Raw genomic sequence first — 8,391 nt, 5'->3', positions numbered from 1 at the left:
GCCGCGCAGGGCGGCGGCTTCGGCGTCGACCCGCGCGGCCAGCGCCTCGGCGCGACCGCCAAGCCCGGCGTTGGCTATGCTTGAAGCCTGGGGCTCGCGCTGGACCCGCGCCACCGCAACAGCGGTGTAGACGGCCAGCAGCAGCAGGGTCGACAGAATGGCGATGCGCGCGAACGACTGCGTCGACGCGGGCCTGGCGTTAGGCGCAAGCCCTACGCCTTTGCGGTCCGGCTTTTGCGCCGCCGCATCTCCCCCCGCGCGTCCGGACAACGCCGCCCTGCCTCCGCGCTGAACCCGAGTCACCCCAACTCAAAGCAGAGTCTACGCGTCAGGTTCGTCCGCGTCACCGGTTCGTAAGGCCAAGATCGCCTGCCAGGCGAGAATTCCGCAAAGTGTGATTCGGAAGACTCGGTCGGTTCTTCACGCGCTCTCGGCGAGCGCGCGGGTGACCAGTTCGTAGACGTTTTTCGACAGGCCTTCGTGACCGGCGATGCGAACCAATTCGGCGCGCATCAGCGCCCCCAGCTCCGGCAGGTAGCGCCGCCACCCCGCCAGGGGATCCACCAGGCGCGCGGCGATCATCGGGTTGAATCCGTCGACCATCAGGATCTGGTCGGCGAGGAAGCGATAGCCGGCGCCGCTGGGATCGTGGAACGCCGCGGGGTTGCCGGCGCCGAACGTCGCCACCAGGGCGCGCAGGCGATTGGGGTTCTTCGCGTCGAAGGCGGGGTGGGTGGTCAAACCCATCACCCGGCCCAGGGCGCCTTCGCCCTGGTCGCGGGCCTGCAGGGCGAACCACTTGTCGATCACCAGAGGCTCGGCCTTCCAGCGCGCATAGAAGTCGCTGAGCGCTTCGGCGAACGGCTCGCCGCCGGCCAGCATCAGCGCCTGCATCCCGCCCATGGCGTCGGTCATGTTGCCGGAGGCCTGGTAATGGCCCGCGGCGCGTTCGACGACGTCGCCGCGCGGGTTGATCGCCATCAGCTCGAGAGCCGCGTTGCGCAGCGCGCGGCGTCCAGCGGCCGCGGCGTCGGCGCTGAACTCGCCGCTTTCCTGGAGGCCGATGTGCAGCCGCTTCAGCATATCGTCGAGGTGTAGCGCCATGCGCAGGCGCAGGGCGTCGCGCGCGGCGTGGATCGCCTGCGGATCGGCGGGGCGCATGGCCAGGGCCAGGTCGCTCTCCGAAGGCAGCGCCAGGATCAGCGCCTTGAACGCCTCGTCGGACGCCTGGTCGGACAACGCCCGGCCGACCGCCTCGGCGTAGCGCTCCTCGGCGATCTCGTCGGGCTTGCCGGCGGCGCGCGCCAGGATCAGGTCGCGGGCGAGATCCTGGCCGGCTTCCCAGCGATTGAACAGGTCGGGGTCGGCGGCCAGCGCGACATAGCGGTCCTTTGGCGGCGCATCGGTGGTCATCACCACAGGGGCCGAGAAACCACGTAGGGCCGAGAGCACCGGATCGCTGTCGACGCCGCTCAACACCACCCGCTTGCGCGCTTCATCCAGCACGATCACCGCCTGGTCGGTCGCCGCGCCCTCGTAGTCGAACGCCATCGTACGGCCGTCGGAGTCCAGCAGGCCCAGCGCTACGGGGATCGGCAGCGGCCGCTTCGACGGCTGGCCCGGCGTCGGCGGGGTGGACTGCGAGAGGTCCAACTCCAGGGTGCGCTTGTCCGCGTCATAGCGGCTGGCGATGGTCACCCGGGGCGTGCCCGCCTGTTCGTACCAGGCGAAGAAGTTCGACAGGTCGCGGCCGGTCACCTCGGCGAAGCATTCGATGAACGCTTCGACCGTCGTCGCATGGCCGTCCCAGCGTTCGAAATAGAGGTCCATGCCGCGCCGGAAGTCTTCCGCGCCGATCAGGGTCTTGAGCATCCGGATGACCTCGGAGCCCTTCTCGTAGATCGTCGCGGTGTAGAAGTTGTCGATCTTCAGGAAGCTGTTCGGCCGCACCGGGTGGGCCATCGGCCCCTGGTCCTCGGGAAACTGGCGTGCGCGCAGGGCCTTCACGTCCTTGATGCGCTGCACGGCGTGGCCGCGCATGTCGCCGGAGAAGCTCTGATCCCGGAACACCGTAAGGCCTTCCTTCAGGCAGAGCTGGAACCAGTCGCGGCAGGTGATGCGGTCGCCGGTCCAGTTGTGGAAGTACTCGTGGGCCACCACGCCCTCGATGCGCTCATAGTCGAGATCCGTGGCGGTCGCTTCGTCGGCCAGCAGCAGCGAGGCGTTGAAGATGTTGAGGCCCTTGTTCTCCATCGCCCCGAAGTTGAAGTCGCGCACGGCGACGATCATGAACAGGTCCAGGTCGTACTCGCGGCCGAATGCCTGTTCGTCCCACTTCATTGAACGCTTCAGCGAGTCCATCGCGTAGGCGGCGCGCGGCGCCATCCCGGGATCCACATAGATGCGCAGGTCGACTGTGCGGCCGCTCATGGTGACCAGGCTGTCCTCCAGCACGTCCAGCTCGCCGGCCACCAGCGCGAACAGGTAGCAGGGCTTGGGGAACGGGTCGTTCCACACGGCGTAGTGGCGCCCGCCCGGCATTTCGCCGGCCTCCATCAGATTGCCGTTCGACAGCAGCCGGTGGAACGCCTTGTCGGCCTCGAGGCGTACGGTGAAGCGCGACAGCACGTCGGGCCTGTCGGGCCAGTAAGTAATCTTGCGGAAGCCCTCGGCCTCGCACTGGGTGCAGAAGCGGCCGCCGGACATGTACAGGCCTTCGAGCGCGGTGTTGGCCTGTGGGTTGATCTCGACCTCGGTCTCAAGGACGAAGGCATCGGGGACGTTAGGGATGCGCAGGAACTCGGCGTCGACCTCGTAGTCCGACGTCGCCAGGACGCGGCCGTCGACGGCGACCGAGATCAGCTTCAGACGTTCGCCGTTCAGCACCAGGGGCTCGCCGGCGGCGCCGTCGCGGCGCACCGACAGCCGGGCCTTCACCCGCGTGGCTGTGGGGATCAGGTCGAAGTCCAGGCGGACTTCGTCGATCAAGAAGGCGGGCGGACGATAGTCGACCAGGCGGACTGGCTGAGGGGTGTCTGTGCGCATCCCAGGCATGTAGCCCCGGGCGGCGCCGGCGCCAATGCGAGCCTGCGTGAGAACGTCCGCGTCAGCGCGGTCAGGCCACCTTCGCCTCTTCGACAGGCGCGTCAGGCTCCGGGATCTCGCGAACGTAGCGATCGATCTTGATCGCTTCCTCCGCCAGGACGCGGACTTCGGACGGGGAGTCCTCCGGCATCTCCAGCACCAGCTCGGCGAGGTGCCTGGCCAGCGCCAGCAGCCGCGGGGCCGAGACGATCAGCCGGGCCTGCATCTCCAGCTTGGACGGCGCACGGTCGTATTCGGCGCCGGGCACCCGCCAGCCGCCCCAGTCGTTGGCGTCGGTGACCACTACGGGATAGGTGCCGGGGAAGGGGTGGTGCGGGCAGTCTTCGGGCGTCTGCCATTTGTTGCGCGCGCGAAGCAGCCGCCAGGGGCTGCCGCTGTCGGACAGCACGTCGACGTCGTCCTGTTCGGCGCGCAATTCATGGGCGTGGAATTCGCGCCCCAGGCCCACGTCATAGGTGACGCGGATCGGCTCTTCGAAGCCTCGGGCCCACACAGGTACGATGCGCTCGACCACCGACCAGGCGCCGACGCTCTCAACCCATACCTTCTGGTTCCGCTGAAAGACGGCCTTGGCCATGCCGGGGTCCCTTCGAGAGTCTCGGAGGCCACAGTGCCTTGAAATCGTTGACGGCGAGTCAATTCACCCGGTTGCGCGACGCCCGTCTCAGGCGCTGAGCGCCAGAGGCGTGCGCCGCGCGCCGCGCGCCAGTTGGCCGTAGAGGCGGGTCAGCGCCTCGAAAGTGGCGTCCCAGCTATGACGCTGTTCCGCGCGGCGTCGGGCGGCGGCCGACAATGCGGGTAGGTCGCGGTCGAACAGCGCCTCGATCGCCTCGGCGAGCGCAGCGGGGCTGGCGTTACGGGCGCGCTGGCCGACGCTCTCGTCGATCAGTTCGCCGACCCCGCCGCGGGACTGGCCGACCACCGGCAGGCCGGCGGCGAGCGCCTCCAGCACCACCAGGCCGAAGATCTCGTTTTCGTTGGCGTGCAGGAACGCGTCGCAGCTCGCCAGCAATCCCGCCAGCCGCGCCGGGTCGCGCTCGTAATTCATGCAAATCACGTGGGACGAATAGCGCACGTCCTTGCCGGCCCCGATCAGCAACAGGCGATAGGGATCGCCAAGCCGTTCCACCGCGGCGACCATGGCGTCGATGTTCTTTTCCCGCGCGGCGCGGCCGGCGAACACCAGCAGCCTTGCGTCGGCGTCCAGGCCCAGTCGTTTGCGCAGCCGTGCGCGGTCGGCGCGGGCCGGGTCGAACAGGTCGGTGTCGACGCCCAGGCCCTGGACGATCACCCGCTCGACGCCGGCTTCCGCCAGCCGGGTCGCGATGTGCTGGCTGGGCGCCACGACCTGATCGAACCGCTGATAGGCGCTGGCCCAGAAGCTGAAGGTCGGAGCCTGCGCCCAGTCTCCGAAGTGCAGCGCGGCCAGGGCGGCGGCGTCGGTATGGCAGAAGCCGACCACTGGCACGCCCAGCGTCTCGCCGACCTCGAGCGCGGCATGACCGGGCACGAAGACGTCGCCGGCCTCGATCACGTCGGGCGCCAGCATGCGCAGCACCGCCTCCCATTTGCCCTGCATCGCCGGCATCCGGTAGCCGTCGCCGAACGGCAGCCGGGCGGCGGCGACCGTGACGGTATGGCTGTCCTCCACGCGGGTGGCGGCCCCCGGTACGACCAGGGTATGGCGCACGTCGGGCCGACGCCGTGCGAGCCAGGAGACCTTGGCGTTGAGGTAGCGCTTCACCCCGCCCGAGCGCGGCGCATACATCATCGTGGTGTCGATCAGGTGGAAGCCGCCGGCTCCGTTAGGGTCGATCCTCCGTCGAACCTCACGCTCCAGCCGGATCAGTCGTTCCGAGTCTGCGGCGTCGAACACCAGGATTGCCCCCTCTGAATTGGTTTTGTGCTGTCGCGACAACGAACGGCGGGGCGCTTCGTTTCTCGCCCCGCACGCGTCATTCGTTGACTGGTCGCGCCTGACCCGCGGCGCGCACCAACTGGACGAATTCCGCCCGCTCACCGAACGGGTCGCCGCCGCGCGCACCCTGAGCCAGGGCCTCGATCTCCGGCCACCCGAAGCGCTCGTCCACCCAGGGATCGCCGCGCAGCTTCTGGCCGAAGCCGGCCACCGCCAGCGCCCACCGCGTCGGCTCCGGCGCGCTGCGCACGTCGGCGTAGTAGGACGCCTGAGTGATCGGCCGCTCGATGAGCTGCGAGGCCTGGGCGCCTGGCCGCTTGTAGCGGATCTTCAGGAACGCGAGCTCTCCGGTCGGGCCGGTGACGGGCGTGGGGCGGCGACCGTAACGCAGTGGATCGGCGGACGGACGCGCGCCCGCCGGGGTGATCTCGTAGAGCGCGGTCACCGCGGCGCCGGAGCCCACCTCGCCTGCGTCCACCCGATCGTTGTTGAAGTCCTCGCGGTTCAGCAGCCGGGTCTCGTAGCCGATCAACCGGTATTCCGAGACCTGCGTCGGGTTGAACTCAATCTGGATCTTGACGTCGTCGGCGATGGGAAACAGCGAGCCGGAGAAATCCTGGGCGAAGGATTTGCGCGCCTCCGCCAGGGTGTCGATGTAGCCGTCGGTCCCGTTTCCGTTCTGGGCGAGCGTCTGCATCATCGTGTCGTTGTAGTTGCCGCGGCCAAAGCCGTAGACCGACAGGTAGACGCCGCCGCGCCGCTGCTCGGCGACGAAGTCCTTGAGCTTGGCGGGGTCGGCGACGCCGACGTTGAAGTCGCCGTCGGTCATCAGCACCACGCGGTTCACCGCGCGGGCGTTGAAGTTCTGCTTCGCCATCGCGTAGGCCAGCGCCAGGCCCTGGCCGCCGGCGGTCGAGCCGCCGGCCTCCAGCGCGCCGAGGGCGCAGCGCATTCGCAGCTTGTCGCGGCCGAAGGTCGGCGCCAGGACCGCCCCGGCGGAACCCGCGTAGGCGACCATCGACACCCGGTCCTGGGGTCCGAGTTGGTCGATCAGCAGGTTCATCGCCTTGCGCGCCAGCGGCAGCCGGCCCTCACCGCTCATCGAGCCTGACGTGTCGATCAGGAACACCAGATTCAGCGGCGGCTGGGCGGCGGCGGAGAGCTCATAGCCCTGCAGGCCGACGTGCAGGATCTGCCGGTCGCGCGACCACGGCGAAGGCGTCACCGCGACGAAGCTGGCGAACGGCGTCACACGGTCGCGGGGCAGGGCGTAGCCGTAGTCGAAGTAGTTCAGCATCTCCTCGACCCGCACGGCGTCGCGCGGCGGCCGTGTCCCGTCGTTGAGGAAGCGGCGCACGTTGGAATAGGACGCGGTGTCGACGTCGATCGAGAATGTCGACACTGGCTCCTGCGCCGTGCGCTTCACCGGGTTCGGGGTAGCATTGGGATAGCGTTCGGTGTCTACGGCGCCGGCTTGCGACTGACTGGGCGGCGCGAAGCGGCCGCCGCCCGCCATGGCCTGCGGCGCACTCTGCTCGATGCGCTTCTCGACAAGCGGCAGAGGCAGGGGCGGAATGCTCGACGGCATGTCGGGCGCGCGGCCTCGGGGCGGCGGCGGCGGGGGAGGCGGCGCGTAGGTCGGTGAGGGATAGGCGCCGGAGAGCCCGCCGCTGGCCCGCGAGCGACGCATGTCGTCACGCTCGCTTCCGCCCGGCGCGTAGCCCAGCCTGGCGCAGGCGTCCGGGGTCGGCTGATCGGGGGCGTAGCGCGGTTGGGCCTGGGGCGCGCTGACCGGCCCCATGGCCGCCAGGGACGCAAGCGCCGCCAGGGCGCCGCCGCGCCGCGTCAAACCACCAAACATCTTCAGCCTCCAAACCTGGATCGTTCGCTCAAAGGCCAAGCTCGATAAGCTTTGTGGCGGAACGGCGTCTGGGGTCGTGGCGCAGACGTGACGAAGGCCGCGCAGGCTTCACCCCGGGCGGCCTTCGGATTTCGCCAGACGTGCGGCGCGCTACTTCTTCAACACGTCGCGGGCGGCGTCTTTCAGGTTGCCGACGCCCTTCTGGACCTTGCCGGCGACCTTTTCGCCGGCGCCTTCGGCTTCCAGGCGTTCGTTTCCGGTGGCGCGGCCGACGGCTTCCTTCACGGAGCCTGCGGCGTCCTTCGCGGCGCCCTTGGCGGTGTCCTTGTGCATGGGGATCTACTCCTGACTGGGGCAGGCGCGGGGAGCCGCCTGTCCCCATCACTACGCGGAGCGTGGGACTTTCGTTCCCGATGCGGGCCCGCCGACGTTGCGCATGAGGCGCCCTGCGTCTATCTCCCGCCCCAACCCCATTCCTCTATTCGAAGAGACCGCCCGCCCCATGGCGCAGCAGTATATTTTCCAGATGCAGGGCCTGACCAAGGCCTTCCCCGCCGGCAAGAAGGTGTTCGAGAACATCTGGCTGTCGTTCTACTCCGACGCCAAGATCGGCGTCGTCGGCGTCAACGGTTCCGGCAAGTCGACCCTGCTGAAGATCATGGCCGGGCTCGACAAGGAGTTCCAGGGCGAGGCCCGCGCCGCGGACGGCGTCAAGATGGGCTACCTGCAACAGGAGCCGCAGCTCGACGAGAGCCTCGACGTGTGGGGCAACGCCATCGCCTGGTGCGAGGAAAAGAAGATCTTCGACGCCTTCAACGCCGTCGCGGCGAAGCTGGGCGAGGACTACACCGAAGAGCTGATGGAGGAGATGACCGCCCTTCAGGAGAAGTTGGACGCGGGCGACCTGTGGGACATCGACAGCCGCATCGAGATGGCCATGGACGCCCTGCGCTGTCCGCCGAACGACTGGTCGGTGGACAAGCTCTCGGGCGGTGAGAAGCGCCGAGTGGCGCTGGCTCGCCTGCTGCTGGCCAAGCCTGACATGCTGCTGCTCGACGAACCGACCAACCACCTGGACGCCGAGAGCGTCGCCTGGCTGCAGCATCACCTGGAGGCCTTCCCGGGCTGCGTCATCCTGGTGACCCACGACCGCTACTTCCTCGACCAGGTCACCAAGTGGACTCTGGAGCTCGATCGCGGCAAGGGCATCCCCTACGAGGGCAACTACTCGTCCTGGCTGGAGCAGAAGGAAAAGCGCGTCCGCCAGGAGAACAGCGAGAGCGATGCCCGCCAACGCGCCATGGCCCGCGAGCTGGACTGGGTCCGATCTTCGGCCAAGGCCCGTCAGGCCAAGTCGAAGGCGCGCCTGGCCGCCTACGAGGAAATGGCCAACCAGCAGGAGCGGGAGAAGCAGAGCTTCGCCACCATCCAGATCCCGCCCGGCCCCAGGTTGGGCAATGTGGTGATCTAGGTCGACGGCCTGGAGAAGTAGTACGGCGGCAAGGTG

Annotated in this window: 6 protein-coding genes and 1 pseudogene; 1 reads left to right on the top strand and 6 read right to left on the bottom strand. The window is 68.7% G+C overall.

The window, feature by feature from the left end; all coding sequences use genetic code 11:
• The 6 genes from Q8M88_RS09125 to Q8M88_RS09100 form a co-directional block, all read right to left on the bottom strand.
• Nucleotides 1-270: hypothetical protein (locus Q8M88_RS09125; RefSeq protein WP_305596587.1), on the bottom strand; the 270-nt coding region annotated here is incomplete at its 3' end.
• Between the two features lie 150 nt (nt 271-420).
• Nucleotides 421-3,045 carry an aminopeptidase N gene (gene pepN / locus Q8M88_RS09120; RefSeq protein WP_305596585.1) on the bottom strand — a complete coding sequence of 875 codons (2,625 nt, stop codon included), beginning with the start codon at nt 3,043-3,045 and terminating at the stop codon, nt 421-423.
• A gap of 70 nt (nt 3,046-3,115) precedes the next feature.
• Complete coding sequence (locus Q8M88_RS09115) at nt 3,116-3,682, bottom strand: hypothetical protein (RefSeq protein WP_305596583.1); 567 nt, start codon at nt 3,680-3,682, stop codon at nt 3,116-3,118.
• Nucleotides 3,683-3,769: 87 nt separating this feature from the next.
• On the bottom strand, nt 3,770-4,981 hold the full coding sequence (locus tag Q8M88_RS09110) for a glycosyltransferase (protein WP_305596581.1): 1,212 nt from the start codon (nt 4,979-4,981) through the stop codon (nt 3,770-3,772).
• A gap of 79 nt (nt 4,982-5,060) precedes the next feature.
• Nucleotides 5,061-6,884: a VWA domain-containing protein gene (locus tag Q8M88_RS09105; RefSeq protein WP_305596579.1), complete on the bottom strand. Its 1,824-nt coding sequence runs from the start codon at nt 6,882-6,884 to the stop codon at nt 5,061-5,063.
• A gap of 150 nt (nt 6,885-7,034) precedes the next feature.
• Nucleotides 7,035-7,217, bottom strand: coding sequence for a CsbD family protein (locus Q8M88_RS09100; protein ID WP_305596577.1), 183 nt, complete (start codon nt 7,215-7,217; stop codon nt 7,035-7,037).
• Nucleotides 7,218-7,386: 169 nt separating this feature from the next.
• Here Q8M88_RS09100 and Q8M88_RS09095 point away from each other — a divergent pair.
• Nucleotides 7,387-8,352 (top strand): annotated as a pseudogene (locus tag Q8M88_RS09095) (ATP-binding cassette domain-containing protein); the annotation flags it as partial.
• Between the last annotated feature and the right edge of the window lie 39 nt (nt 8,353-8,391).

This window comes from Phenylobacterium sp. (genome assembly GCF_030693805.1).
GTDB lineage: Bacteria > Pseudomonadota > Alphaproteobacteria > Caulobacterales > Caulobacteraceae > Phenylobacterium.
This window is presented reverse-complemented; position numbering and strand designations above follow the sequence as displayed.